Origin of the sequence: Paracoccus gahaiensis (assembly GCF_005048225.1) — a bacterium.
Classification (GTDB): domain Bacteria; phylum Pseudomonadota; class Alphaproteobacteria; order Rhodobacterales; family Rhodobacteraceae; genus Paracoccus; species Paracoccus gahaiensis.
In genome coordinates this window covers 175,765-199,697 of sequence record NZ_SUNI01000002.1, presented here as the reverse complement: position 1 = coordinate 199,697, position 23,933 = coordinate 175,765, and the positions used below count along the sequence as shown (strand labels likewise).

At 68.9% G+C, this 23,933-nt stretch carries 25 protein-coding genes and 1 tRNA gene; 9 read left to right on the top strand and 17 right to left on the bottom strand.

Annotation, left to right across the window (positions count from 1 at the left end; translation table 11 throughout):
• Positions 1 to 9 precede the first annotated feature (9 nt).
• Positions 10 to 1,386 carry an MATE family efflux transporter gene (locus FA743_RS04025; protein ID WP_136884588.1) on the bottom strand — a complete coding sequence of 459 codons (1,377 nt, stop codon included), beginning with the start codon at positions 1,384 to 1,386 and terminating at the stop codon, positions 10 to 12.
• A 205-nt stretch (positions 1,387 to 1,591) separates the two neighbouring features.
• Here FA743_RS04025 and FA743_RS04020 point away from each other — a divergent pair, with 205 nt between their 5' ends.
• The 3 genes from FA743_RS04020 to plsY are packed head-to-tail and all read left to right on the top strand — an operon-like array spanning position 1,592 to position 4,403.
• Positions 1,592 to 2,551, top strand: a complete 960-nt coding sequence (locus FA743_RS04020) for an aspartate carbamoyltransferase catalytic subunit (protein ID WP_136884587.1) — start codon at positions 1,592 to 1,594, stop codon at positions 2,549 to 2,551.
• On the top strand, positions 2,551 to 3,831 hold the full coding sequence (gene pyrC / locus FA743_RS04015) for a dihydroorotase (RefSeq protein WP_136884586.1): 1,281 nt from the start codon (positions 2,551 to 2,553) through the stop codon (positions 3,829 to 3,831). Before FA743_RS04020 ends, pyrC begins: the two co-directional genes overlap by 1 nt.
• Positions 3,828 to 4,403, top strand: a complete 576-nt coding sequence (gene plsY / locus FA743_RS04010; RefSeq protein WP_136884585.1) for a glycerol-3-phosphate 1-O-acyltransferase PlsY — start codon at positions 3,828 to 3,830, stop codon at positions 4,401 to 4,403. The genes pyrC and plsY overlap by 4 nt, the downstream gene beginning before the upstream one ends.
• 3 nt (positions 4,404 to 4,406) lie before the next feature.
• Here plsY and FA743_RS04005 read toward each other — a convergent pair whose 3' ends face one another.
• From FA743_RS04005 to FA743_RS03955, 11 genes are all read right to left on the bottom strand, one after another.
• On the bottom strand, positions 4,407 to 4,835 hold the full coding sequence (locus FA743_RS04005; RefSeq protein ID WP_136884584.1) for a hypothetical protein: 429 nt from the start codon (positions 4,833 to 4,835) through the stop codon (positions 4,407 to 4,409).
• Positions 4,836 to 5,035: 200 nt separating this feature from the next.
• On the bottom strand, positions 5,036 to 6,406 hold the full coding sequence (locus FA743_RS04000; protein WP_136884583.1) for a glutamate--cysteine ligase: 1,371 nt from the start codon (positions 6,404 to 6,406) through the stop codon (positions 5,036 to 5,038).
• A gap of 69 nt (positions 6,407 to 6,475) precedes the next feature.
• Positions 6,476 to 6,982, bottom strand: a complete 507-nt coding sequence (locus FA743_RS03995) for a hypothetical protein (protein ID WP_136884582.1) — start codon at positions 6,980 to 6,982, stop codon at positions 6,476 to 6,478.
• 34 nt (positions 6,983 to 7,016) lie between these two features.
• Positions 7,017 to 7,451 (bottom strand): molybdenum cofactor biosynthesis protein MoaE, encoded by a 435-nt coding sequence (locus tag FA743_RS03990; RefSeq protein ID WP_136884581.1) that lies wholly within the window; start codon positions 7,449 to 7,451, stop codon positions 7,017 to 7,019.
• 6 nt (positions 7,452 to 7,457) lie between these two features.
• Positions 7,458 to 7,703 (bottom strand): MoaD/ThiS family protein, encoded by a 246-nt coding sequence (locus tag FA743_RS03985; protein ID WP_135314486.1) that lies wholly within the window; start codon positions 7,701 to 7,703, stop codon positions 7,458 to 7,460.
• The gene (gene pgsA, locus FA743_RS03980; RefSeq protein ID WP_135313946.1) at positions 7,699 to 8,331 is read right to left on the bottom strand and encodes a CDP-diacylglycerol--glycerol-3-phosphate 3-phosphatidyltransferase; all 633 of its coding nucleotides are present in this window, start codon (positions 8,329 to 8,331) and stop codon (positions 7,699 to 7,701) included. The genes FA743_RS03985 and pgsA overlap by 5 nt, the downstream gene beginning before the upstream one ends.
• A gap of 198 nt (positions 8,332 to 8,529) precedes the next feature.
• The gene (gene uvrC, locus FA743_RS03975; RefSeq protein ID WP_136884580.1) at positions 8,530 to 10,380 is read right to left on the bottom strand and encodes an excinuclease ABC subunit UvrC; all 1,851 of its coding nucleotides are present in this window, start codon (positions 10,378 to 10,380) and stop codon (positions 8,530 to 8,532) included.
• 304 nt (positions 10,381 to 10,684) lie between these two features.
• The gene (locus tag FA743_RS03970) at positions 10,685 to 11,464 is read right to left on the bottom strand and encodes an SDR family oxidoreductase (RefSeq protein WP_281281761.1); all 780 of its coding nucleotides are present in this window, start codon (positions 11,462 to 11,464) and stop codon (positions 10,685 to 10,687) included.
• Positions 11,461 to 12,384 carry a calcium/sodium antiporter gene (locus tag FA743_RS03965; RefSeq protein WP_136884579.1) on the bottom strand — a complete coding sequence of 308 codons (924 nt, stop codon included), beginning with the start codon at positions 12,382 to 12,384 and terminating at the stop codon, positions 11,461 to 11,463. Before FA743_RS03965 ends, FA743_RS03970 begins: the two co-directional genes overlap by 4 nt.
• Positions 12,385 to 12,489: 105 nt before the next feature.
• Complete coding sequence (locus FA743_RS03960) at positions 12,490 to 13,299, bottom strand: S49 family peptidase (protein WP_136884578.1); 810 nt, start codon at positions 13,297 to 13,299, stop codon at positions 12,490 to 12,492.
• Between the two features lie 59 nt (positions 13,300 to 13,358).
• Positions 13,359 to 14,384, bottom strand: coding sequence for a LacI family DNA-binding transcriptional regulator (locus FA743_RS03955; RefSeq protein WP_136884577.1), 1,026 nt, complete (start codon positions 14,382 to 14,384; stop codon positions 13,359 to 13,361).
• Positions 14,385 to 14,535: 151 nt separating this feature from the next.
• Between FA743_RS03955 and FA743_RS03950 the strand changes: the two genes are divergently transcribed.
• Positions 14,536 to 14,612, top strand: a tRNA-Arg gene (locus FA743_RS03950).
• 365 nt (positions 14,613 to 14,977) lie between these two features.
• On the opposite strand, the gene FA743_RS03945 is transcribed toward FA743_RS03950, so the two are convergent.
• From FA743_RS03945 to FA743_RS03925, 5 genes are all read right to left on the bottom strand, one after another.
• Positions 14,978 to 15,244, bottom strand: coding sequence for a hypothetical protein (locus tag FA743_RS03945; protein ID WP_136884576.1), 267 nt, complete (start codon positions 15,242 to 15,244; stop codon positions 14,978 to 14,980).
• 247 nt (positions 15,245 to 15,491) lie between these two features.
• Complete coding sequence (locus FA743_RS03940) at positions 15,492 to 16,073, bottom strand: YceI family protein (protein ID WP_425467163.1); 582 nt, start codon at positions 16,071 to 16,073, stop codon at positions 15,492 to 15,494.
• Positions 16,074 to 16,182: 109 nt separating this feature from the next.
• The gene (locus FA743_RS03935) at positions 16,183 to 17,340 is read right to left on the bottom strand and encodes a cytochrome b/b6 domain-containing protein (RefSeq protein ID WP_136884574.1); all 1,158 of its coding nucleotides are present in this window, start codon (positions 17,338 to 17,340) and stop codon (positions 16,183 to 16,185) included.
• Between the two features lie 101 nt (positions 17,341 to 17,441).
• Positions 17,442 to 18,548: a Gfo/Idh/MocA family protein gene (locus FA743_RS03930; RefSeq protein WP_136884726.1), complete on the bottom strand. Its 1,107-nt coding sequence runs from the start codon at positions 18,546 to 18,548 to the stop codon at positions 17,442 to 17,444.
• Between the two features lie 19 nt (positions 18,549 to 18,567).
• Positions 18,568 to 19,284, bottom strand: a complete 717-nt coding sequence (locus FA743_RS03925) for a GntR family transcriptional regulator (protein ID WP_342774359.1) — start codon at positions 19,282 to 19,284, stop codon at positions 18,568 to 18,570.
• Between the two features lie 92 nt (positions 19,285 to 19,376).
• Here FA743_RS03925 and FA743_RS03920 point away from each other — a divergent pair, with 92 nt between their 5' ends.
• The 5 genes from FA743_RS03920 to FA743_RS03900 all read left to right on the top strand — a co-directional run bounded on the left by FA743_RS03920 (position 19,377) and on the right by FA743_RS03900 (position 23,921).
• On the top strand, positions 19,377 to 20,531 hold the full coding sequence (locus tag FA743_RS03920; protein WP_136884573.1) for an LLM class flavin-dependent oxidoreductase: 1,155 nt from the start codon (positions 19,377 to 19,379) through the stop codon (positions 20,529 to 20,531).
• Positions 20,532 to 20,533: 2 nt separating this feature from the next.
• Positions 20,534 to 21,424, top strand: coding sequence for an aldo/keto reductase (locus tag FA743_RS03915; RefSeq protein WP_136884572.1), 891 nt, complete (start codon positions 20,534 to 20,536; stop codon positions 21,422 to 21,424).
• Positions 21,421 to 21,927, top strand: a complete 507-nt coding sequence (locus tag FA743_RS03910; protein ID WP_136884571.1) for a flavin reductase family protein — start codon at positions 21,421 to 21,423, stop codon at positions 21,925 to 21,927. Before FA743_RS03915 ends, FA743_RS03910 begins: the two co-directional genes overlap by 4 nt.
• Before the next feature lie 108 nt (positions 21,928 to 22,035).
• Entirely contained in the window at positions 22,036 to 22,629 is a 594-nt protein-coding gene (locus tag FA743_RS03905) for a TRAP transporter small permease (RefSeq protein ID WP_136884570.1), read from the top strand.
• A complete protein-coding gene (locus FA743_RS03900) occupies positions 22,629 to 23,921 on the top strand; it encodes a TRAP transporter large permease (RefSeq protein WP_136884724.1) in 1,293 nt (430 codons plus the stop codon). The genes FA743_RS03905 and FA743_RS03900 overlap by 1 nt, the downstream gene beginning before the upstream one ends.
• Positions 23,922 to 23,933 lie beyond the last annotated feature (12 nt).

Sequence of the window (23,933 nt, the reverse complement as noted above, 5' to 3'; positions counted from 1 at the left end):
CGGGGCAGGTTAGACCGGGGCCGGGGCGCGGGTCCAGTCCCCGCGCGCATGGCCCCGCCAGAAGCGGCGCATCAGCAGGACGGCCGCGACGGTCAGTCCGGCGCACATGCCCAGCCACAGGCCCGCCGGGCCGAAGCCCAGGGGAAAGGCCAGCGCCCAGGCCACCGGCATGCCGACGACCCAATAGCTGAAGCCCGCGATCCACATCGGCACGTTGGTGTCGTGCACGCCCCGCAGGAAGCCCAGCGCGATCACCTGGAAGGCGTCGGTCAACTGGAACAGCGCCGCATACATCAGCAGCATGGCCCCCAGCGCCACGATCTGCGGCGCCTGCGGATCGGCGGGGTCCAGATAGAGCCGCACCAGCGCCTCGGCGAACAGCAGGTAGATCGCGATGAAGATGGCCGAGAAGACCAGCGACATCCAGCAGATGGTCAGCGCCGCATCGCGCATCCAGGCCCGGTCGCCGCGCCCCTTGGCCTGGCCCACCCGTACGGTGGCCGCGTTGGACAGGCCCAGATGCGCCATGAAGGTGACCGAGGTGATCTGCAGCGCGATCCCGTGGGCGGCCAGCTCCGACGTGCCGATCCAGCCCATCATGATGTTGGATCCGACGAACAGCCCGCCCTCGGCCACCATGGTCAGGCCGATGGGCCAGCCGACCCAGGCCACCTGCCGCATGGCCTGCCAGTCGGGGCGCCAGAAGCGCTGGAACAGGTTGTACTGCCGGGCGATGGGCAGCCAGGCGGCATAGCCCACCAGCGCCAGCAGCTGGATCACCTGCACCGTCACGCTGGCGATGGCCGCGCCCTGCACGCCCAGCTCGGGCGCGCCCAGATTGCCGAAGATCAGCACCCAGTTCAGGAACAGGTTCAGGGGCAGCCCGGCCAGCGTCACCCACATGACGATCTGCGTCCGCTCCAGCGCCGCCAGATACGAGGCCAGCGTCAGCTGCCCCAGCACGACGGCCAGCCCCCAGCCCGCGATGCGCAGGTATTCCTGCGCCAGGGCGGACACGGTCGCGGTCTGGCCCAGGCTCAGCAGGATCGGCTCGGACCACCACATCAGCGGCATGACGGCTAGCCCGAAGCCCGCCGACAGCCACAGGGCCATCCGGGCGCCGCGCCGCACCTCGACCTCGCGGCCCGAGGCGATGTGGCTGGCGATCAGCCCCATCAGGCCGGTGCCGAAGCCCATGCCCAGGAAGAACAGGATGTGGAAGAACGAGGTCGCGATGACCAGCGCCGCCAAGGGCTCGACCCCGTACCAGCCGATCATGACCGTGTCGCCCACCCCGATGGCCATGCGGGCCAGATGGCTGCCGATCAGCGGCAGGCCAAGCGACAGCGTCGCAAGGATATGGGGGCGGTACCGGTGCCGTTGCATGGCCTTGCCATAGCCCCGCGCGCCGCGTCCGGCAAGAGCCCAGATTGCACGATCTGCATGCCTCCTGCGGCGGTCCGCAAATATCCTCCGGGGGGAGTCGCGGAACGCGACGGGGGGCGGACGGCCCCCCGCCGGCGCTTGCCGCCCCTTGCGCCATCTGCAATAGATCCCCGGACCCCTCGGATCCCCGACGCAAGAGGCCGCCATGAGCTTTCGCGCCCGCCACCTTCTGGGCATCGACCATCTCAAGCCCGACGAGATCACCGAGCTGCTGGACCTGGCACAGGATTACGCGGCGCTGAACCGCCGCACGGTCAAGCATTCCGACGCACTGGCCGGCATGACGCTGATCAACATGTTCTTCGAGAACTCGACCCGCACCCAAGCCAGCTTCGAGCTGGCGGGCAAGCGGCTTGGCGCCGACGTGATGAACATGGCCGTCAGCCAGTCCTCCGTGAAGAAGGGCGAGACGCTGATCGACACCGCGCTCACGCTGAACGCCATGCAGCCCGACCTGCTGGTCGTGCGCCACCCGCAATCGGGCGCGGTGAACCTGCTGGCCGAAAAGGTGAACTGCGCGGTCATCAATGCGGGCGACGGGCGGCACGAACATCCCACGCAGGCGCTTCTGGACGCGCTGACCATCCGCCGCGCCAAGGGCCGCCTGCACCGCCTGACCATCGCCATCTGCGGCGACATCGCCCATAGCCGGGTGGCCCGGTCCAACCTGATCCTCCTGGGCAAGATGGAGAACCGCATCCGCCTGATCGGCCCCGCCACGCTGATGCCCGCCGGCGTGGGCGACATGGGGGTGGAACTTTTCGAGGACATGCGCGAGGGACTGAAGGGCGTCGATGTCGTCATGATGCTGCGCCTGCAGAAGGAACGGATGGATGGCGGCTTCATCCCCTCGGAACGCGAATACTTCCACCGCTTCGGACTGGATGCCGAGAAACTGGCCCTCGCCGCGCCCGATGCCATCGTCATGCATCCCGGGCCCATGAACCGGGGCGTCGAGATCGACGGCACGCTGGCCGACGACATCAACCGCAGCGTCATCCAGGACCAGGTCGAGATGGGCGTCGCCGTCCGCATGGCGGCGCTGGACCTTCTGGCCCGCAACCTGCGCGCCAGCCGTGGCCGCACCGCCGTCGGAGAGCCGTGATGGACCTGATCTTCCGCAATGCCCGCCTGATCGACCCCGAGGCGCAGACGGACGCCCTGGGCAGCCTGCGCGTCACCGATGGCGTGATCGCCGGACGCGGCGCCCCCGAGGAACCCGCCCCCGAGGGCGCCACCGTCATCGACGCGCAGGGCCGCGCGCTGGCGCCGGGCCTGATCGACTGGGGCGTCAAGATCGGCGAGCCGGGCGAGCGTCACAAGGAAAGCTTCCGCAGCGCGGGTCTGGCGGCGGCGGCGGCGGGCGTGACCACGATCATCGCCCGCCCCGACACCACGCCCCCCCTCGACACGCCCGAGGCGCTGGAATTCGTCGCCCGCCGCGCCGCCGATGCGCCGGTGAACATCCGCCACATGGCCGCGCTGACCAAGGGCCGCGAGGGCCGCGAGATGGTCGAGATCGGCTTCCTGACCGATCTGGGCGCCGTGGCCTTCACCGACGGGGTGCGCGTGGTGCGTGACAGCAAGCTGATGTCGCGCTGCATGACCTATGCACGCGGTCTGGATGCGCTGATCATGGGCCATCCGCAGGATCCCGGCCTGACCCACGGCGCGGTGGCGACCAGCGGCAAGTTCGCGTCCCTCTATGGCATCCCCGCCGTCTCGCCCATGGCCGAGGTGATGGGGCTGGACCGCGATCTGGCGCTGGTCGCGATGACGCGCGGGCGCTATCACGCCGACCAGATCACGGTGGCGGCCAGCCTGCCCGCCCTGATCCGCGCGCGCGAGGCGGGGCTGGACGTGACGGCGGGCATCTCGATCCACCACCTGACGCTGAACGAATTCGACGTGGGCGACTATCGCACCTTCTTCCGCTTCACGCCGCCCCTGCGGTCCGAGGATGACCGCCTGTCCATGGTCCAGGCCGTGGCCGAGGGGCTGATCGACACCATCGCCAGCTTCCACACGCCCCAGGACGAGGAATCCAAGCGCCTGCCCTTCGAGGCCGCCGCCCCCGGCGCCGTGGGCCTGCAGACCCTGCTGCCCGCGGCCCTGCGGCTCTATCACCAGGGCGGGCTGAGCCTGCCGCAACTCTTCCGCGCGATGTCGCTGAACCCGGCCCGCCGCCTGCGCCTGCCCGGCGGCAGGCTGTCGGAGGGCGCGCCCGCAGACCTGATCCTCTTCGATCCCGACGCGCCCTTCGTGCTGGACCGCTTCGCGCTGCTGTCCAAATCCAAGAACACCCCCTTCGACGGCGCCCGCATGCAGGGCCGCGTCCTGGGCACCTGGGTCGCGGGCACCCCCGTCTTCGGAGACCTCGCATGATCCTCTGGACGATCTTCGGCTATCTTCTGGGCGCCGTGCCCTTCGGCATCGTCGTGACCAAGGCCATGGGTCTGGGCGATCTGCGCGCCATCGGCTCGGGCAATATCGGCGCGACCAACGTGCTGCGGACCGGCAACAAGACCGCCGCGCTGGCGACGCTGCTGCTGGACAGCGGCAAGGGCGCCATCGCGGTCCTGCTGGCCCGCCAGTTCGGCGGCGAGACCGCCGGCCTGCTGGCGGGCGGCGCGGCCTTCCTGGGCCATTGCTTCCCGGTCTGGCTGGGCTTCAAGGGCGGCAAGGGCATGGCGACCTTCCTCGGCACCTTGGCCGCGCTGCACTGGCCCTTGGGGCTGATCGCCTGCGCGGTCTGGGCGCTGGTCGCCGCCGTCGCCCGGATCAGCAGCCTCAGCGCGCTGATCGCCGCCGCCCTGACCCCGGTCCTTGCCTGGGGCCTGGGGCGGCCGGACATCGCGGCGGTGACGGCCTTCATGGCGGCGCTGATCTTCATCCGCCACCACGCCAACATCCGCCGCCTGCTGTCGGGGACCGAGCCCCGCATCGGTCAAAAATAGCGCCTAGCGTTCCGCGACCAGCACCCGGTTCGGGCGCGCCGCCCCGCGCGGCGGCGCGGCCATCGCCCGGGGCGGGCCGGCCTGCGTGAACGGCCCCTGATCCGCCGGCGCCCCGGGTGCGGGCATCACGGGTTCGGGCGTCGCGACCTCGGGGCCCACCACCGCATCGCCGGCCACCGCAGCTCCGGCCAGATGCCGCAGCGCCTCGGCCCCCCGCCGCGCCGAGACGGCGATCGAGATCAGCGCCAGGCAGGCCCCGGCCAGCAGGATCAACACGACCAGCCCCACCAGCCCCAGGAAGACCGGCATCGGCGGCACGCCCTCGGCCTGGCCGACCAGCACGGCCACCGCGCCCAGCAGGGCCAGCACCCCCAGCCCGAAGACGACCGCGACCAGCCGCCCGACCCATTGCATCACATCACCACCACCCATGACGGCTCCTCCTCGCCGGAATGTCCCGTGGGGGTGCCACCACGCGCGCCTCGGTTCAACCCGAAGCAACAGCGGCGCGCGTCACCTTCCCGTGCGCCAGAGCTTTCATCTTGGCCCAAATATCCCTCTGACCGGCCCAAGATCGCGGGGTTCGGCAGAGGCAGGGCGCCGCCCCGAAGCCCTCGCCGCAGCTCACCGGGTCAATAGGAGTATTCGTCGTAGATCCGCGACAGATCCCCGCCCCAGACGCCCTGATATTTCTCCAGCAGCTCGTCGGCGGGTACCTTGCCGCTGTCCACGCTTTCCTTCAGCGCATTGAGGAAATGCGTCTCGTCCGGCACCAGCCCGTCATTGCCGGACCGCGCGCGGGCCTTGAGGCCCCCTTCGGCGATGGCCAGCACCTCGCGGGCCAGATCGTGCATCTTCACGCCGCCGGCCTGCGCCTGCAGCCCGTCGCGGCCGGCGGCCACGCGCAGCCCCTCGCGGGTCTCGGCGTCCCAGCCCTTGACCAGATCCCAGGCCGCGTCCAGCGCGCCCTGATCATAGGTCAGCCCGACCCATAGCGCCGGCAGCGCGCATAGCCGCCGCCAGGGGCCACCATCGGCGCCGCGCATCTCGATGTATTTCTTGACCCGCGCCTCGGGGAAGACGGTCGTCATGTGATCGGCCCAGTCCGACAGGGTCGGCACCTCGCCCGGCAGGGCCGGCAGGCGACCGTTCAGGAAATCCCTGAAGCTCTGGCCCAGGGCGTCGATGTATTTCCCGTCGCGATAGACGAAATACATCGGCACGTTCAGCACGTAATCGACCCAGGCCTCATAGCCGAAGCCCTCCTCGAAGACGAAGGGCAGCATGCCCGTGCGCGCGCCGTCCAGGTTCTGCCAGATATGCGCCCGCCAGGATTTCATCCCGTTGGGCTTGTTGTCCAGGAAGGGCGAATTGGCGAAAAGCGCGGTCGCCACCGGCTGCAAAGCCAGCGCCACGCGCATCTTCTGCACCATGTCGGCCTCGGAGGCGAAGTCCAGGTTCACCTGCACGGTGCAGGTCCGGTACATCATCTGCGTGCCCAACGTGCCCACGCGCCCCATGTAGTCGGTCATCAGCCGATAGCGCCCCTTGGGCATCATCGGCATGTCGGAGGCCGCCCATATGGGCGCCGCGCCCAAGCCGATGAAGCCCGCGCCGATGTCATGGGCCACGGCCTCGACCTCGGCCAGATGGCCGTTCACCTCGTCGCAGGTCTGGTGGATCGTCTCCAGCGGCGCGCCGGACAGCTCCAGCTGCCCGCCCGGCTCCAGGCTGACATTGGCGCCGTCGCGCTCCAGCCCGATCAGCTTGCCCGCCTCCAGCACCGGGGTCCAGTTGAAGCGGTCGCGCAGCCCCTCCAGCATCGCCGTGATCGACACCGGCCCCTCGTAGGGCAAGGGCATCTTGCCCGCATCGTCATAGCCGAACTTCTCGTGCTCGACACCGATGCGCCAGTCGGCCTTGGGCTTTTCGCCGCTGGCGATATAGGCGGCCAGCTGGTCGCGATGTTCGATGGGGCCGCCGCCCTGCTGGGGTATGGACATGGGGCAGAGGCCTTTCTTGCGTTTCGGTCGGCCACAGGTGGCAATGCCCGCCGGTCAAGTCAAGCCGCGTCAGACCGGCCTGCGCCAAACGGTGCGCATCGCCTCGCCCTGATCGGCCACCTGCGCCAGCGCCGCCGAGACGGTGCCCATGTGCAAGCCGGGCAGTGCGGTGAAGGCATCGGCCAGCGCCGAGGCGCCCGCCGCATCGACGGGGATCAGCAGGGCCTCGGCCGTCTGGCTGCGCAGCCGCCAATGCACGCGGCCCTCGAGGCGCAGCAGGCGGATCTCGACCAAGTCGCGCAGCGGGATCTCGCCGCCCATCTCGGTGGCGCCGTAATAGCGGATCGCGCCCTCGACGATCTCGACCACGCCCGGCGCCCCCACGGGACGCCGGAACGGCCCCCGCCGCAGCGCCCCGAGCGCCAGGCTGCCGCCGACCAGCGCCACCGCCACGCCGAGCGCGGCAAAGAACCAGCCGCCCCAGAAGGCCACCCACAGGCCGAACAGTGCCAGCCCCGCAAAAACCAGCAGTTCGGCATTCGCGCGCAGCATCGCCTGCAGGCGGGGCCGGATCATGGCCGCGCGGCCGCAAGGACGGGGCGCCGGGCGCTCACCACCGGGCCAGCGAGTCTTCGTCGTCGGTCTTGGCCGCCACCCATCGCGCCGCGCCGTCCTGGCCGATCTCGCGCTTCCAGAAGGGGGCGCGGGATTTCAGCCAGTCCATCAGGTAATCCGCCGCCTCGAAGGCCGCACGGCGGTGGCGGGCGGCGGTGGCCACCATCATGATCGGCTGGCCCGTCGCGATGCGGCCATGGCGATGCACGATGCGCCAGTCACAAAGGCCGAAGCGGGCGGCGGCGGCCTGCCCGTAATCCGTCAGCGCGCGCTCGGTCATGCCGGGATAATGCTCGATCTCCAGCGCGGCCAGGCTGCCGGTGTCGTCGCGCACAAGGCCGGTGAAGGTCACCACGGCGCCCGCCCCCGCGCCAAAGCCCGCAAGCTCGGTGGCCAGATCAAAGGGCGCGGTCTGGACCCGGGCCGACATGAGGCCTCAGCCGCCGGTCATCGGGGGAAAGAAGGCCACCTCGCGCGGCTGCCCCAGGGGCGCGTCCAGATCGGTCAGCTGCTGGTCCACGGCGCAGCGCAGCGCGGCCATGTCGGCGAAGGCCGCCGCATGGCCATCGGACCGGGCGGCCAGCTCGGCCACCAGATCGCGGGGCGTCCGCGCGTCGCTGGTCACCGTCTCGCGCGGATGGCCCACGCGCTCGCGCAGAGCGGCGAAATACAGGATCTCAATCGTCATGGCCCGGATCCTTCAGGAAGGGCCGCGCCTTGACGAAGTAATCCCAGCCCGTCCAGGCGGTCAGCGCCGCCGCGATCCAGATCAGCGTCAGCCCGGCATAGGTGGCCAGCGCCGCCCAGCTGCCCGACCAGACCAGCCCCGTCTCGCCCACGCGGGGGGCGTGGCCGTGTTCGACATAGGCCAGCCCCGTCGCCAGGAACAGGACCGAGATCGCGACCATCTGCAGCGTCGTCTTCCACTTGGCCAGATTGGTCACGGCCAGCATGCGCGACTTGTCGCCCAGGAATTCGCGCAGGCCCGACACGAAGACCTCGCGGAACAGGATCACCGTCACCGGCAGGATCAGCCAGGGGTTCATGCCGGAATAGCCGGTGATCACGACCAGCGCGATCACCACCATCGCCTTGTCGGCGATCGGGTCCATGGCGGCGCCGAAGCGGCTCTCCTGCTTCCAGGCGCGGGCCAGGTAGCCGTCGAACCAGTCGGTGATCGCCGCCAGCAAGAACAGTGCCAGCGCCGCCCAATCCGCCCAAGGCCGATGGAAATACAGGAACATCAGCGGCACGCCCGGGGCGGCCAGCAGACGAAGAAGGGTCAGAAGATTGGGAAGGTTCCAGCGCATGGGGGCACGCTAGTCGCTGTCGCCGCGCTTGGAAAGGGGGGATGCCGCCGCCCGCCCGTGCCCCCCGAAACCGTGACCGATCCCCGATGCCCCGGTCCGCAGGCCGGCACCGCTCGCTTCGGTTCCCCCTGCATTGGTCCCGAAATATCCCGGGGGTCCGGGGGCTGGCCCCCGGCTTTGGGCATGTCCAGCCACCCCTCACCCCCGGGGATTGAAGTGATCATGCACCCTCTGCGCCATCGCGGCCGAGATGCCGGGCGCGGCCAGCAGGTCGGTCAGGCCCGCGCGGCTGACCGCCTTGGCGCTGCCGAAATGGGTCAGCAGCGCGCGCTTGCGGGCCGCCCCGATGCCCGCGATCTCGTCCAGGGGATTGGCCATCACAGCCTTGGCGCGCTTGGCGCGGTGGGTGCCGATGGCCCAACGATGCGCCTCGTCACGCAGGCGCTGGACGAAATACAGCACCGGGTCGTTCATGCGCAGCGCGAAGGGCCGCTTGCCGGGGCGGTGGAACTCCTCCTTGCCGTGGTCGCGGTCCTGGCCCTTGGCGACGCCGATCATCGGGATGTCCTCGACGCCCAGCTCGGCCATGATCTCCTCGACCGCGCTCACCTGGCCCGCGCCGCCGTCGATCAGCAGCAGGTCGGGCCAGGCCTCGGTCTGGCGGTCGGGATCCTCCTTCAGCAGGCGCTGAAAGCGGCGCATCAGCACCTCCTTCATCATGCCGAAATCGTCGCCCGGCGTGATCTCGGTGCCCTTGATGTTGAACTTGCGGTACTGGTTCTTGATCCAGCCCTCGGGGCCCGCGACGATCATGCCGCCGACCGCGTTGGTGCCCATGATGTGGCTGTTGTCATAGACCTCGATCCGGCGCGGCGCGACCGGCAGATCAAAGGCCTCGGCCAATCCCTCCAGCAGCCGGGCCTGGGTCGCGCTTTCCGACATGCGCCGCGCGAGGCTCTCGCGGGCATTGCGCAGGGCATTGGTCACCAGGTCGGATTTCTCGCCGCGTTGGGGCACCAGCACCTCGACCCGGCGCCGCGCGCGGTCCGAGAGGATGTCGGCGGCCAGTTCCGGATCCTCGGGCGCATGGGACAGCAGGATCTGTCGCGGTGGCGGCTTGTCGTCGTAGAACTGCACGAGGAACGCCTGCATGACCTCGTCCGGGCTTTCCGCCCCGCCGAGGCGCGGATAGAAATCGCGGTTCCCCCAGCTTTGGTTGCCGCGGATGAAGAAGACCTGCACGCAGGCCTGCCCGCCTTCCATGTGCAGGGCCACGATATCGGCCTCGGCCACGCCCTTAGGGTTGATGGCCTGCACCGACTGCACGGCGGTCAGCGCCTTGATGCGGTCGCGCAACGCGGCGGCGCGTTCATATTCCATCTGTTCGGCGGCCTTGGCCATCTCGGCGGCCAGATCGGACTGGATGGTGGTCGTCTTGCCCTGCAGGAAACGCTCGGCATCGCTGACCAGCGCGTTGTAGTCGGGTTCGGTGATCCGCCCCACGCAGGGCGCGCTGCAGCGCTTGATCTGGAACAGCAGGCAGGGGCGGGTGCGCGACTCGAAGGTGCTGTCGGTGCAGTTGCGCAGCAGGAAGACCCGCTGCAGCTGCGTCAGCGTGCGGTTCACCGCGCCTGCGCTGGCGAAGGGGCCGTAATAGTCGCCCTTTTCGGACTTCGCGCCGCGGTGCTTCTTGATCTGCGGAAAGCCGTGGGACTTGGCCACCAGAATGTTGGGGAAGGACTTGTCGTCGCGCAGCAGCACGTTGTAGCGGGGCTTCAGCTGCTTGATCAGGTTCTGCTCCAGCAGCAGGGCCTCGGTCTCGGTGCGGGTGGTCAGGAACATCATGCTGGCCGTCTCGCGGATCATCCGCGCGATGCGCCCCGAATGCCCCGAGGGGCGGGCATAGTTCGACACCCGCGCGCGCAGGTCGCGCGCCTTGCCGACATAGAGGACGGCCTGGGACGCATCCAGCATCCGGTAGACGCCCGGGCTGGCGTCGAGGGTCTTGAGGTAGTCCTGGATCAGGGCGTGGCCGGTTTTCTGGGTCATGTCTTTCAGAGTGGTGATTCTGGCCCCTCGCTGCAAGTTCCGGGGACCGGACGCAAGCAGGAAGCTTTCCACCAAACCTGTGGATAAGCCTGTGGGCGAGCTGTGGGGAGAGGGGTGGTCGGCCAGCAATCGTTACAGTTCCGTGACCTTGCCCAATATTAAGGCATATCTAAAGGACTTTGATTTTGCTGGAAAATTTATATCCACTTTAGGGGCTGGACGGAAAAACCTTGCAGAATCCGCGCCTTGTCCACGGTCCCTGCGGTGCGTGGACAAGACGCCGCGCCGCCTGCCGTAACGTGCGTCAGCCGCGCTCCAGCATGTCGGGGGTGCGCCATGCCAGATGCTGGCCACCGTCCACGCAGATCAGCTGCCCGGTCACCGCCCGCGCGTCCAGCAGATAGGCCAGGGCCTGGGAGATGCCTTGCGGATCGCTGCCCCGGCCCAGCACCGTCGCGGCGCGTTGGGCGGCGAAATGATCCGCGCTTTGCCGGGTGCCGATCAGGGTCGGGCCGGGTCCGATCGCGTTCACGCGGATGTCGGGGGCCAGTCCCTGCGCGGCGGTACGCGTCAGCGACCACAGCGCCGCCTTGGCCAGCGAATAGGTCATGAATTCGGGCGTGGGCTTCAGCACCCGCTGATCGACCATGTTGACGACCAGAGCCTGCGCCTGCGGCTCGCCATTCTCGTCGGGAACGGCATTGGGGGCCTGGGCGGCGAAGGCCTGGATCAGCTGGAAGGGGGCGCGGAGGTTCGAGCCCAGATGGCGGTCCCATCCCGCCATGGTGGCGCTGCGGATCGTGTCATGCTCGAAGATCGAGGCGTTGTTCACCAGCACCGTCAACGGCCCCATCGCTTCTGCCACCCGCGGCACCAGCGCGGCGGCGGCATCGGCGTCCAGCAGGTCGGCCTGAAAGACCTGCGCCCGCACGCCCAGGGCCTGCGCCTCGTCGGCCGTGTCCTCGGCGGCCTTGGCCGAGCCCGCATAATGGATGGCGACGTCATGACCCTGACGCGCCAGTTCCAGCACCATGGCGCGTCCAAGCCGGCGGGCGCCGCCGGTGACCAGCGCCGTGCCCCTCACAGCAGCACCCAGGCATAGGTGCCATAGGCCAGCACGAAGACCGCGCCCACGATCCGCGTCAGGCTGAGGCTGCGGAACAGGAACGGGGCCAGCAGCAGCGAGGATCCCAGCATGACCCACAGGTCCAGCCGCAGCATCTCGGGCGGGACGGTCAGCGGCGCCACCACGGTGGTGATGCCCAGGATCGCCAGGATGTTGAAGATGTTCGAGCCGACGACATTGCCAAGCGCCATGTCCGCCCGCCCCCGCAGCGCCGCCGCGACCGAGGCCGCCAGTTCCGGCAGCGAGGTGCCGATGGCCACCAGCGTCAGGCCGATCACCGTCTCGCTGATGCCGAACTCGCGGGCGATCACGGTCGCCCCGGTCACCAACAGGTTGGCGCCGATCGGCAGGGCGATCAGCCCGGCCACCAGCCAGAAGATGATCTTGCCCCAGCCCGCGCCCAGGGCCGCGCCCTCCAGTTCGCCGGGCTCGGCGCGCCCGGTGGTCAGCTGGCGCCACAGGACCGCGCCCAGGGCCAGCAGCAGGATGATCCCCTGCAGGCGCCCGATCTCTCCGGCGAAGGACAGCGCGATCAGAAGGACCGAGGCGCCGATCATCATCGCCCAGCTTTCGCGCAGGTCGTGCCCCTTGGTCACGATGACCGAGATCAGCGCCGTCACCCCCAGGATCACCAGCACATTGGCGATGTTGGAGCCGACGACATTGCCCATCGCGATGCCGCTGGAGCCCTGCAGCGCTGCCGACAGCGAGACCAGAAGTTCGGGCGCCGAAGTGCCGAAGGCCACCACGGTCAGGCCCACCACAAGGGGCGTCATGCCCAGTTTCAGCGCCAGATTGACCGCGCCCCGCACCAGCAGGTCGCCGCCCAGCACCAGCAGGGCCAAGCCGCCCAGCACCAGCAGAATCTCATTTATCACGTCGTCCGACCCCGAAAATCTTCTTCAACATGCGCCGGGCGCCGGGACCGCCCAGAAGGGCGATGACGATCATGACCAGCAGGAACAGGACGATGACGCGCAGGCTCATCCCCGGGTTCCAAAGCGCTGGAAGGCGGCGCGGTCTTCGGCGGCATCCAGCAGCGCCTCGGCGGAGAGCCCGAGGCGGCGCAGCAGGGGCCGGCGCATGCCGTGGACTTCGAAGCGGATCTTGTCGCCGTAAAGCGCCTTCAGCTTGGGCACCGGATGGGCGATGCCATCGGCCAGCCCAAGACGCACGGCCTCGCGCCCGGCCCAGAAGGCGCCGGTGAACAGGTCCTGATCGATGGCCAGCCGCGCCCCGCGCCGGGACCGGACATGATCCTTGAAGGCGGCGTGGATGGGTTCCAGGATCGTGTGCAGCCGGGCGACATCCTCGGGCGATTGCGGGCGGAACGGGTCCAGCGTCGATTTGGATTCCCCCGCCGTATGCACCCGCCGCTCGATCCCCCATTTGTCGATCAGCTCGTGAAAACCGAAACCGGCCGAGATCACCCCGATCGAGCCCAGGATCGAGCTATCATCGGCCCAGATGTCATCCGCCGCGCAGGCCAGCCAGTAGCCGCCCGAGGCCGCCACATCCTCGACAAAGGCATGGACGGGGGTTTTCGTCTCCTCCGCCAGCCGCCGGATCCGGGCGGCGATCAGCGAGGACTGCACCGGCGATCCGCCCGGAGAGTTGACGATCAGCGCCACCGCCAGGGGCTTGCCGCGCTTGAAGGCGCGCTCGATCAGGGGGGCCAAGGCCGCGTCGTTCAGCCCGCCCCCCCGGCCCGATCCGCCGATGGTGCCGGACAGGCGAAGGACCGCAACGCGCGGCCGACGGGACAGAAGGCGGGAGATGAGGGGAATACGCATGGATCAGAGATAGGCGGAAGCCGGCCTTGTCACAAGCCGGACCCGCTGCGGCACAGCGATCAGCCGGGCACGGCGCGGATCGTGTCGCCCGGCAGGAAGGTCGGCGTCAGCGCGATGATCCGGTTCTCGGGCGCGACATCCTTGCCCGAGACCAGCCGCGCCGCACGCCGCCCCACATCGACGCGCCGGGCATCGGTGGTGGCCAGCCGGATCGGCAGCCCGTCCAGCAGATCGACCCCGTTGAAGCCCGCCAGCCCGATCCGGCCCGGAATGTCCATGCCCTTGTCCAGGCAGTGCAGTAGCCCACCCGCCCCGATCATGTCGTTCGAGAAATAGAGGAAATCCAGATCCGGCGCGCGGGTCAGGATGCGCTCGGTCAGCTCGCGGCCCTTCAGCAGGGACGATCCGCCCTGATAATATTCCCGCGCCTCCAGCTGCACGCCTTCCAGGGCCAGCCCCTCCTCGAAGCCCAGCAGGCGCTTGCGGGCACGGTGGTCCTCGGGCATGTGCGTGCCGACAAAGCCGATGCGACGATAGCCGGCGGCCAGGATCCGCGCCGCCATCTCGCGCCCGGCGCGGATATGCGAGATGCCTACCAGCGTGTCGATCCCCTCGCCGTCGACATCCATGATTTCGACCACCGGGATGCCCGAATTCTGCAGCATGGCACGGGCCGCACGGCTGTGTTCCAGCCCCGCCAGGATCACCCCCGTGGGCCGCCAGGACAGCATGTCGTACAGCACCATCTCTTCCCGCGCGGGGGAATAGTTGGTGACGCCGATCACCGGCTGCAGGCCGGTATCGTCCAGTTCGGCGGAAATCCCGCCCAGCACGTCGGGAAAGACCAGGTTCGACAGGGACGGGATGACCACCGCCACCAGGTTCACCCGCTGGCTGGCCAGCCCACCCGCGATCTTGTTGGGAACGTATCCCAGGGCCTTGGCCGCCGTCAGCACCTTTTCCCGCGTCGCCGCCGAGACATCGCCGCGGTTGCGCAGCACCCGGCTGACGGTCATCTCGGACACGCCCGACGCCTCGGACACGTCGCGAAGGGTCAGGGGACGACGGGCGCGGGTGGGGATCATGAGGGGGACGTTCCTGGCTTGTACCGATCGATGTTAGCGAAGGACAGGGATGCCCACAACCGCCGCCATCATCCCGGGCACAGACGCCCCGCCCGCGCGCCACCCGGCGCTTGCCAAACGCCCCATCGGGCCGGTAAAGATGCCGTGGCATGGCCCCGTGGCTCAACTGGATAGAGCAGCCCCCTCCTAAGGGGCAGGTTACTGGTTCGAATCCAGTCGGGGTCACCACGATGTTCCGTGGAGCCGGAGCGCAGGGGGGGATCTTCGGTCTTTCTCTGCCACGCCCCGAAATCGCCCTCGGAATGAGGGTCGCTCGGGACCGGGCGGCCTTCAGGAAACTCCGGCAGCGGACATGCGGCGTCGTTTCGAAGGACGCATGTCGGGCCGGCCTCCGATTGCGACCCGCGCCGGAGCGAACAGCCAGTTTTCGGTCGAAGACGTCCCTCCGCATGGATCCGAGGAACCCGGATGCATGTTGCCCGGGCCCGCAGGACATGTCTTGGCGCCGAAGATCGCTATGGGCCGCAGGCGGGCGCTCACGACATCACCGAGCGACTCCGGGCAGGCCCCATGTCGCCTGCCGCATCGCGCCGTCAGGGCCTGTTCGATCCCCGCTGACCGTCGCGTGCGGCGACACCCTGGACGGATTGATAGCTCCGGTGCCGACCCATGGGCCCGGTCGAGCTTCTGTCGACCGAGGTTTTCACGCTCTGGGCAAAGCTTGCGACGCCCGTCACGACCGCAAGCACGAGCGGCCCGACCAGAAGACCGAGAACGGCCCCTGCCGGTCCATGAACCAGCAGCCCGACAAGTGCCGTGAGGGCGGCGAAAGCGATGTGAGACTTCAGCGAGTGATCCATGGCCGAACCTTATGAAACTGATACGTTCAGCATAGAATGTAAAATTCCCGTCATGCAACCTTTACTTGCAGCCCTGCCGCTTTCGGCATCTCAGGGGAATCACGACTGAACCTTTGTTAGGCAGCGACAGATCCGTCTTCCAGCGCGGGACCCCCACCCCAAGCCGCCCCGCCGCCAAGCAAAAGGCCCGCAGCGCAGGATCTGCGCCACGGGCCGAATGTCGCGCTGCACGGGGCAGCGACGGGGATTATTCCTCGGCGGCCATCGCCTCGACCGAGATCGTCACCTGGACCTCGTCGGAGACGGCGGGGGCGAACATGCCCATGTTGTAGTCGCTGCGCAGCAGGGTGGTGGTGGCGTCGAAGCCCAGCCAGGGCTTGTTCTCCATCGGGTGGTTGCCCTGCTGGTTCAGGGTGGTGTCCAGCACGACCTCCTGCGTGACGCCGTTCAGGGTCAGGTCGCCGGTGATCATCGCGGTGGTGTCGCCGGTGACCTCGATGCCGGTCGAGACGAAGGTCACCTCGGGGGCGGCGCCTTCGGCCCCGAAGAAGTCGGGCGACTGGAAATGCTCGTCGCGGCCGGCGAAGCCGGTCATCAGCGAGGCCACGGGAAAGCTGGCCTCGACCGAGGAGGCAGCGGGATCCTCGGGGTCGAAGCTGATCTGGCCGGTGATGTCGCCGAACATGCCGGTCGTGGTCGAGAAACCCAGGTGGTTGTAGTCAAACACGATCTGGCTGTGCGAGGTGTCGAAGCTATAGGCCTGCGGCTCGGCCAGGGCAGCGCCGGCGACAAGGGCGAAGGCGGCGGTCAGGGCGGTGGTCTTGAGCATGGTCATCTCCTGTAAAGCTGCGCCCATCCTTGCCGGAACGGGCCCAGGGGGCAACTGGCGATGGGCGAACAGGGCCTGTCAGCCAGCGCACATCCCCGTCAGGGCCGCCTCAGCGGTCGGCGGTCAGGGCGACGGTCAGCTGGACCTCGAAGCCCACGGTCGATTCGTCGGCATAGCCCGCACCGATCTGCCAGTCGCGGCGGTCCATCACGGCCTGTCCCTGCATCCGCGCCACGCCCGCCTCGTCGATCTGCAGCGTGAAGGGCAGGGTCACGGGCGTCTGCTGGCCGCGCAGGGTCAGCGGACCCTCGGCCACATAGCCCTCGCCCTCGGGGCGGATGGTGCCTTCGAAGACGGCGGTGGGGTTGGTGGCGACATCGAAGAAATCCGAACCCTTGGCCTGATCGGTCACGGTGCCGATGGTGACGCTGTCCATGTTGATGGTCACGCGCACCTCGCCCGAGCCGCTGTCGGGATCGAAGGCGATCGCGGCGGTCCAGTCGGAAAAGCCGCCCTCGATCTGTGATCCCATCTGCACCACGGCAAAGCCCAGATCGCCCTCGGTCACCCGCCAGTCCGAGGCGGCCTGGTCCAGCACCGTGGCCGGGCCCGCGTCCTGCGGGCGCGTCACCACGGCATAGGCCGCACCCGCGCCAAGGACCGCCAGCGCGACCAGCGCGGGCATCAGGTGGCGGCCGGCCGCGCCCTGCCCCGCAGGCCGCCCGCGCGTCATCCGCGCCAGCACCCCGTCGCGGTCGATCAGCGCGTGCTTCAGCGCGCCCGCCACGTGCAGGGCGATCGAGCCGATCAGCATCCAGGCCAGGATGTGATGCACCCCCGCCATGGTCATCGACAGCGCGGGCGATTTCGGCACCAGCGGCAGGCCCTGCCCCAGGGGCCAGAGGATCGGGGCATAGCCATCGGTCGCGGCGTGTTCGATCCAGCCGGTGACGGGGACCAGCACCATCGCCCCATAGAGTGTCCAATGCACCGCCTCGGCCAGCAGCGTCTCGGCCCGGCGGTCGGGATGGACGGGGGCGGGGCGGGGTTGGCTGAGCGCCCATCCGATCCGCGCCAGCGCCACCGCCAGCGCCGCCAGCCCCAGGGTCTTGTGGACCGAGAAGACCTGCACCTTCAGCGCCATCGCCTCCAGCGGGATGCGTTCGGCCCAGAGGCCCAGGCCGATATTGGACAGGATCAGAAGCGCGGTCAGCCAGTGGAAGGTCCGGGTGACCGAGCCATAGCTGCGGGCGGTGTTGTGGCGCATGGGGGCCTCGTTCAGGTCTCTGGCGGGTCGCTGCCGCCGATCCTAGCGCCATTGCCGCCCGAAAGGCGACGGGTTCCGACGCACAGCGGCTGTGCGGCCCGTCACAGGGTGATCACCCGCCCCTCGGTCATCGCGGCCTGCGCGGCCTGCCCCATGCGCACGGCCCAGATCCCGTCCTGCAACGTCACCTCGGGGGTGCGGCGCTGCCCGCGCACCAGATCCAGGAAGCGCTGATGCTGGTAGAAGGTCGAGCCGTTGTGGTCGCCCGCCTCCAGCAGGGCCGGATCGACCGGGATGGCATGGACCTGCGGCCCCTTGGGATCGCGGGGCGAGACGACGACCTGCGCCACCGGGGCCGCGCCCAGATCCTCGGGCCAGAAGCGGGTCGGGCCGGGCACGAAGGCCTCGATCTTGCCGCGCGGGCCGACGGCGCTGATCTCCTCCTGCCAGCGCGCGCCTTCGGCGAACATGCACAGTTCCAGCATGGCGCGCACGCCCCCCTCGAACTCGACCGCGACATAGCCGTGGTCGAAGATGTCGGGGGTTTGGCCCCCGTGATCCTCGTCCAGATGGTTCAGCGCCTGCCCGCCCATGGCCATGATCCGCACCGGATCGGCGCCGATGGCCAGCCGCATCAAGTCGAAGAAATGGCAGCATTTCTCGACGAAGGTGCCGCCGGTATAGCGGTTGAAGCGGTTCCAGTGGTCGACCTTGGACAGGAAGGGATAGCGGTGCTCGCGGATCGTCAGCATGCGGATGCCGCCGGTGGCCTCGGGCGCCATGGCCAGCAGGCGGGCGACGGGGGGCATGTAGCGGTATTCCATCGCCACCCAGACCGGGGCGGGATAGCGGTCGGCGAAGGTCTGCACGGCGGCCAGATCGCGCGGATCGGTGAACAGCGGCTTTTCGACCAGCACCGGCAAGGGACGGCGGGCGGCGATGGCCTGCAACTGTTCGACATGGCGGAAGTTGGGGCTGGCGATCAGCAGGCAATCCAGATCGGGATCGGCCAGCAGCGCGTCGAAGCTGTCGACCAGCCGCGCGCGGGGCGCCAGCGCCGCGGCGCTGGCGCGCATGGCGGGGTCGGGCTCATAGATCGCGCCGATCGCGGTGCCGGGCAGCAGCGCGATGTTGCGCAGGTGTTCCTGGCCCATCATGCCGCAGCCGATCACGCCATAGGTGATCGTGCGCAGGCCCAGGGGCGCCATCGTGGTCATCGCAATCTCCTCAGATGAGGCGCTGGACATACAGCGCCCGTTCGGTGTCGTACCAGGTGCGGGAAAACTCGACCGCATGGGCCCCCTGCGCCCAGGACAGGCGGCGGATGAAGGCGGTCACCTGCCCCGGCGGGGGCGCGAAGGCGGGCGGCGCCCAGTCCGGCACGATGCCCAGGCCCACGCGATCCTCGGCCCGGGTGATCCACAGCTTCAGCGCGCGCTTGTAGGTCAGATACAGCGAATCCTGCACCATCTCGGGCGGGACCGCGCCCGCGCCCGCATCCAGCCAGATCTCCTCGACCGCGATGGGGACGTCGTCCAGAAAGCGCAGCCTGCGGAAGCGGGTGCCATGGTCCGAACTGCCATAGGCGGGCTGGTCCGCGTCCTTGGGCAGGCGATCGACCGACAGGATGCGCGCGCGCGGCAGGCCCCCGCCGCCCACCGCATGTTCCAGCCGGAACATCGAATAGACCGCCCGCGTCGGCCCGCCCGCGCGCACATAGTTGCCCGATCCCTGGCGGCGCTCCAGCAGGCCCTGCTCCTCCATCTCGGCCAGGGCCTTGCGCAGGGTGCGCACGGTGGTGGCATGGGCGGCGGCCATCTCGCGTTCGGGGGGCAGGCGCTGGCCATCGACCAGCCGGCCCGCGGCGATGTCGCGAATCATCATCTCGGCGATCTGCAGATGAATCGGCAGCGCGTCGCTGCGATGGTCGCCCGGTTCGGCCACGATGCTCCCCGCCCAAAAATTGATGCACCATTGATTTACATCATGGACAGGGCTATGCAAAGGGAAATCCGGCGCTGTCCTGGGAGGAAATCATGACCGTCGTTCCCGTCACCTCGGCCGATCTGAGCGAGGTCGAGGTCGCCTGGTTCTCGGCGCTCTGTTCGGACGATTACCGCCATCTGGGCGTGCCCGACGGGTCGCTGCGGTCGTCCTGGGCGCATTGCTCGGCAATCGTCAGGGCGGCCGAATCGCAGGGCTTCGGCAACATCCTGTGCCCGTCCTCCTATCAGGTGGGTCAGGACACCTTGTCCTTCGTGGCGGGCTGCGCGCCCATCACCGACCGCATCAACCTGCTGGCCGCGATCCGCTGCGGCGAGATGCAGCCGATCATGCTGGCCCGCACCATCGCCACGCTGGATCACATGCTGCAGGGCCGTCTGACGCTGAACGTCATCAGCAGCGATTTCCCCGGAGAGACCGCGCCCAGCCCCTTCCGCTATCAGCGCTCGCGCGAGGTGGTCGAGATCCTGAAGCAGGCCTGGACGCAGGACCGGATCGATTATCACGGGCAGGTCTACGACTTCACCGATGTGGCGACCGATCCGGCGCAACCCTACCAGACCGGGGGGCCGATGCTGTATTTCGGGGGTTATTCCCCCGATGCGCTGGACCTTTGCGGGCAGCATTGCGATGTCTACCTGATGTGGCCCGAAAAGACCGAGGATATCGCCGACCGGATGCGCGCCGCCCATGCGGCGGCTGACAAATACGGTCGCACGCTGGATTACGGCTTTCGCGCCCATGTGATCGTACGCGACACCGAGGCCGAGGCCCGCGACTATGCCCGCGATCTGGTCAGCCAGCTGGACGACGACCAGGGCCGCGCGATCCGCGAGCGGGCGCTGGATTCCGGCTCGCTTGGCGTCAGCCGCCAGGCCCGCAACCGCGAGTTGGCGGATCTGGAGGGCTATATCGAGCCGAACCTGTGGACCGGCGTGGGCCGGGCGCGGTCCGGCTGCGGCGCGGCCATCGTGGGGTCCACCGATCAGGTCCTGACCAAGCTGGAGGAGCTGCAGAAGATGGGCATCCGCGCCTTCATCCTGTCCGGCTATCCCCATCTGGACGAGGCCGACCATTTCGGCAGCCGCGTGCTGCCGCAGATGCGGACCTGCCAGCTGAACCGCGTGCAGGGCCGCGTCCCTGATACCACCCCCTCAACGCCCCTGGGCACCGGCGAAAGGCGCTGATGATGAACCGCGTGACCCTGACCGAGGATCTGAGCCTGTCGCGGCTCGTCTATGGCATGTGGCGGATCGGCGACGATCCGGACACCAGCCCGGCCCATGTGCAGGCCAAGGTCGAGGCCTGCCTGGCCCAGGACATCACCACGATGGATCAGGCCGACATCTATGGCGGCTACACCGCCGAAGGCATCCTGGGCGACGCCCTGCGCGCCGCGCCCGGCCTGCGCGACCGGATCGAGATCGTGACGAAATGCGACATCGTCGCGCCGATGGGCAAATACTCGGATGCGGCCTGCAAGCATTACGACACTTCGGGCGACCATATCCGGACCTCGGTCGAAAATTCGCTGCGCGACATGGGCACGGACCGGATCGACCTCTTGCTGATCCACCGCCCCGATCCGCTGATGGACCCCGACGACACCGGCGCCGCGCTGGACGGGCTGATCGCCAGCGGCAAGGTGCGCGCGGTGGGCGTGTCGAACTTCCGCCCCTGGGACGTGGACCTGCTGCAGGGCTCGATGCAGGCGCCGCTGGTCACCAACCAGATCGAGATCTCGCTGGCCGCGACCGCGCCCTTCACCAATGGCGATCTGGCCTTCCACCAGCGCCGCCGCGACGTCGTCATGGGCTGGTCGCCCTTGGGCGGCGGACGGCTGATGACGGATCAGGGCCCGCTCGGGCAGGCGCTGGACGCGATGGCGCAGGTCTTCGGGGTGGACCGGTCGGCGGTGGCGGTGGCGTTCCTCTTGCGCCACCCGGCGCGGATCCTGCCGGTGCTGGGCACCAATTCGCTTGCGCGGATCGCCCGGATCGCAGATGCCGGACGGGTCGATCTGAGCCGCGTCCAGTGGTTCCAGCTTTACCAAGCCGCCCTCGGGCAAGAGGTGCCATGACGCAGGCCACGCCGCTCAGCTTCGTTCCCGACCCGCAGAACGGGCGGCTGCTGCGCGACGCCTTCGGGCGCTTCGCGACCGGCGTCACCGTGGTCACCGCCGCCAGCCCCGAGGGCTGCGCCGCGATGACAGCCAACAGCTTCTCGTCGATCTCGATGGACCCGCCGCTGGTGATGTGGTCGCCCGCGCGGGCCAGTTCGCGCCTGCCGGATTTCGCGCGGGCCGCGCATTTCGCCATCCATGTCCTGTCCGCCGACCAGGCCGACCTGGCCTGGGCGGTGGCGCGCAACCGCAATGCGCTGGACGAGGCCGGGCTTGCGCGCAACGCGCAGGGCGTGCCGGTGCTGGACCGCTGCCTGGCGCGGTTCGACTGCGCGCAGTTCGACATGCACGAAGCGGGAGATCACGTGATCATCCTGGGCCGCGTGCTGCATGCGCTGGTCAGCGAGGGCGCGCCGCTGGCCTTCTATGGCGGGCGCGTCGCCGGCATCGCGCCGGCCTGAACAATCGGTGCCGGGCGGGGTGAGGCGCACCGGCACTGCAAGACTGGGCACCGCAAGACTGGCACCGCAAGACGGGCGCTGCGACTGCACATGGGGGGAGAGGGCCGGATGAGCCTGCTACATGCCGTGATCCGGCCATTGTCCTGGATTAACGACCATCTGCTGCGCGCGGGACGCGCGGTGGGCATCCTGGCCATCGCGGTGATGGTCGCGGTGACCATCGCGCAGGTCGTCGCGCGCTATGGGCTGAACAGCGCGCTGGCCTGGCCCGACGAGGCCGCGCGGTTCTGCATGCTGTGGATGACCGGGCTGATGGCGCCCACGGCCTTTCGGCGCGGCGGCTTCGTGGCAATCGACATGATCCCCGCGCTGCTGCCCGCCACGCTGGCCCGCATCCTGAACCTGCTGCTGCTGGGCCTGTCGCTCTTGGTGCTGGTCGTGGCCGTCCAGATCGGCTGGCGCGAGGTCACCGGCCTTGGCGGTCGCTTCGCCAGCGCGTCGCTGTTCATCCCCACCTCGGTCGATTTCAGCAGCTGGTACCGGGTGCCGCGCGGATGGATGATGGCCTCGATCCCGGTGGGGCTGGTCCTGCTGATCTCGGTCAATGTGGAACTGATCCTGCGCACCCTGGCCGATCTGGCGGGGGTGCGGGACCTGCCGCCGATCGAGGGGCTGGATCCCGGCCTGAGGGGGGCGGAATGATGGCGCTGATCTGGTTCCTGCCGCTGTTCCTGGTCTTCCTGATGGTCGGCCTGCCGGTCGTGTTCGGCATGCTGGCCGCCCCCGGCCTGATCCTGTGGCTGAACGGGCAGGAGCGCGACCTGACGCTTCTTTACCGCAACCTCTACAACGGGATGGACAGCTTTCCGCTGATGGCCATCCCCTTCTTCATGCTGGCCGGAGAGCTGATGAACCGCGGCGGCATCACCCTGCGGCTGGTCGAGTTCGCCCAAGCGCTGATGGGCCATTTCCGGGGCGGGCTGGCGCATGTGAACATCCTGTCCTCGATGCTGTTCGCGGGCCTGTCCGGCTCGGCGGTGGCCGATACCTCGGCCCTTGGGTCCATGCTGATCCCGGCGATGGAGAAGCAGGGCTATACCCGCCGCTTCGCCGCCGCGATCACCGCGGCCAGCTCGGTCATCGGGCCGATCATCCCGCCCTCGGGGATCATGATCATCTATGCCTATGTGATGGGCGAAAGCGTCGCCGCGCTGTTCCTGGCGGGCATCGTGCCGGGCATCCTGGTGGGTCTTGGCCTGATGGCGGTCGTCAAGCTGATGGCCGACAAGTACGACTTTCCCATCGCCGCCCGCCGCCAGACCTGGCCGGAACGCGGCCAGGCCAGCCTGAAGGCCTTCTTCCCGCTGATGACCCCGGTCATCATCCTGGGCGGCATCCTGGGCGGCATCTTCACGCCGACCGAGGCGGCGGCGGTGGCGGCGGTCTATGCGCTGATCATCAGCCTGTTCGTGCTGCGCACCATGAAGGTCGCCGACCTGCCCGACGTGCTGGGCCGGGCCGCGCTGACCTCGGCCGTGGTGCTGCTGCTGGTGGGCGCGGCCATGTCGTTCAAGACGGTCGTATCGCTGTCGCAGACGCCGCAGATGATGGCCGACTGGATCCTGACGCTGACCGCCAATCCGCTGCTGCTGCTGTTGATGATCAACATGCTGCTGTTCGTCGTCGGCATGTTCCTGGATGCGGGCCCGGCGATCATCATCCTGGCGCCGATCCTGGGCCCGGTCTTCACCGGCATGGGGGTGGACAGCGTGCATTTCGCCATCATCATGTGCGTCAACCTGACGGTGGGGCTGGCGACGCCGCCCATGGGGCTGGTGCTGTTCGTGGCCTCGGCCGTATCGGGCGAGAAGGTCATGACCATCGCCCGCGCCATCCTGCCGTTCCTGGCCGTCGAGGTCTTCGTGATCTTCCTGATCACCTATGTCCCGGCCATCTCGCTGACCATTCCGCGCCTGACCGGCTTTGCGGATTAAGACCACCTAGGG